Annotated in this window: 2 protein-coding genes; both read left to right on the forward strand. The window is 77.7% G+C overall.

Annotation, left to right across the window (positions count from 1 at the left end):
* Window positions 1–906, forward strand: a 906-nt coding sequence (locus Q6969_RS15320) for a TasA family protein (RefSeq protein ID WP_317231216.1), incomplete at its 5' end; no start/stop codon positions are given.
* Window positions 907–1,046: 140 nt separating this feature from the next.
* Entirely contained in the window at window positions 1,047–1,907 is an 861-nt protein-coding gene (locus Q6969_RS15325; RefSeq protein ID WP_317231217.1) for a sortase, read from the forward strand.
* The last annotated feature ends 59 nt before the right edge of the window (window positions 1,908–1,966 follow it).

Here is a 1,966-nt window from a genome sequence, read left to right on the forward strand (position 1 = left end):
CGCCGTCGACGCGAGGGGCTGCTGATGACCGCGACCCCCCGCCCGCGCGCGGCCGATCCGCCGCCGCGCCGGCCCCCGCAGACCCCCGCATCCGGTCGCCCGGATGCGCGTCCCGCCCCTCCGGGCGACGACGCCGCACGACCCCGCACCACCACGCACCTGCACCACCTCATCAGCACCACCATCGAAGGGAACAGCACCATGAGCACCACCGCACCGGAGAAGCGCCCCGCACCCTGGCGCAAGATCATCGCCACGGGCGCGATCCTGACCGTCGGCGCCCTCGCCACGGCCGGCGCGTTCGCCGTCTTCACGGACTCGGACACCGCGTCGCTCGACGTCGATGCGGGCCAGCTCGACATCGTCGCGACCGGCGACTACACCGTGTCGGACATCGCCCCCGGCGACACCGTCGAGCGCCCCATCGACCTCGAGCTCCCGGATGCGACCAACGACGGCGACCTCGTCGCCGCGGTGACGTTCGGCGTCGCGGTCACGGACGACGTCCCCGGCACCGACGACGTCACGCTCCCGGGCGGCGGCGAGTCGCTCGTCGCCGGCGCCGAGGGCCTCACCTACGAGCTCGTGACCTGCTCGGGCGGGACGTGGACCACCGCGGCCGCCGCGGACCGCGGGCCGTACACGTGCGACGGCGCCCAGGTCGTCACGAGCACCGGGAAGCTCTCCGCCCTCACCGGCGCCGCCGGTGCTGTGACGCTGACCCCCGCGGCCTTCGGCGTGACCCCCACGGCGGACGGGACCTTCCCGTCCGACTCGGAGGACGTCGCGCTCAGCACGCTGATGCGCCTCGTGCTCCCCACGGCCGCGGACAACGACTACGAGAACGCGTCCGCGACGATCACGTACACGGCGTCCGCCATCCAGCGCGACGGCCTGCAGCGCTGATCTGACGGTCGGGTCCGGCACGCGCCGGCACCCGACCGTCCCCGAGCGGGGCGCCGATCGCGTCGGCGCCCCGCTCGACCGCACGACCCGCGCGCGGAGCTCCCCCTCTCCCCCGCGCAGACGACCCGGAAGCCCCCTTCATGCACGCACGCACCGGCACGGCCGCCGCCGCCGCGCTCTGCCTGACGCTGCTCGCCGCCGCCCCCGCGGCCGCCGCATCCTCCGCTCCCCCCTCCGCGCCGCTCGTGGACGGGGCCTCCGCGGACGAGCGCGCCCTCGTCGTCCGCGAGGTCCCCGGCCCCGCGTCGCGCCTCCGCGACCTCGCGCCCGGCGACTCCGTGGTGTGGGCCGCCGAGGTCATCAATGCCTCCGCCTCCGGCTCGCCGGTGCTCGTCGACCTCGACGCCGGCGGGGACGCGACCCTCGCGGGCGATCCGCGCGACGGCCTCCAGCTCGACGTGGTGCGGTGCGACGCCGGGTACGCGGCCGTCGCCGACCGCCCGCTCACGTGCCGCGGTCCCGTCGTCCGGCTCGGCACCGGTCCCGCGGCGACCCTCGGCCGCCTGGGCACCAGCATCCCGCTGGCCGCGGGCGACAGCACGAGCGTCGGCGTGCGCGTCTCGTTCCCCGCCTCGGCCGGGAACGAGGCCGAGGACACAGCCGCGTCGCTCCGCGTCACGTTCTCCCTGCTCGACGCGGCAGGACCGGGGCCCGACCCCGTGGACCCCGGCCCCGTCGACCCGGACCCTCAGCCGGGCGACGGCGACCCGGTCCCGGGCGACGCGACCGACCCCCCGGACGCCGGCGCGGGCACCCTGCCGGCCGCCGCGGACGACGACCCCCGCCGAGGGCCCCTGCCGGTCACCGGACGCGACATCGCCTCCGCCCTCTCCGGCGGGCTCCTCACGCTCGCGGTCGGCGCCCTCCTCCTGATCACGTCCCGGCGTCGCCGTCGGGGCGCGGACGCCGGACCCCCGGTTCCGCCCGAGGCCGCGTCGTGAGCCGCCGCGCGCACGTCGTCGACGCCGCCGCCCCGGCCGCGGTCCCGGATCCCGGGACG

The organism is Clavibacter sp. MX14-G9D, from assembly GCF_032917815.1.
Lineage (GTDB): Bacteria > Actinomycetota > Actinomycetes > Actinomycetales > Microbacteriaceae > Clavibacter > Clavibacter michiganensis_K.

Bases quoted from the DNA above. Each gene is read 5' to 3' on its own strand.
- Q6969_RS15325 (WP_317231217.1), top strand. From the start codon at position 1,047: ATGCACGCACGCACCGGCACGGCCGCCGCCGCCGCGCTCTGCCTGACG.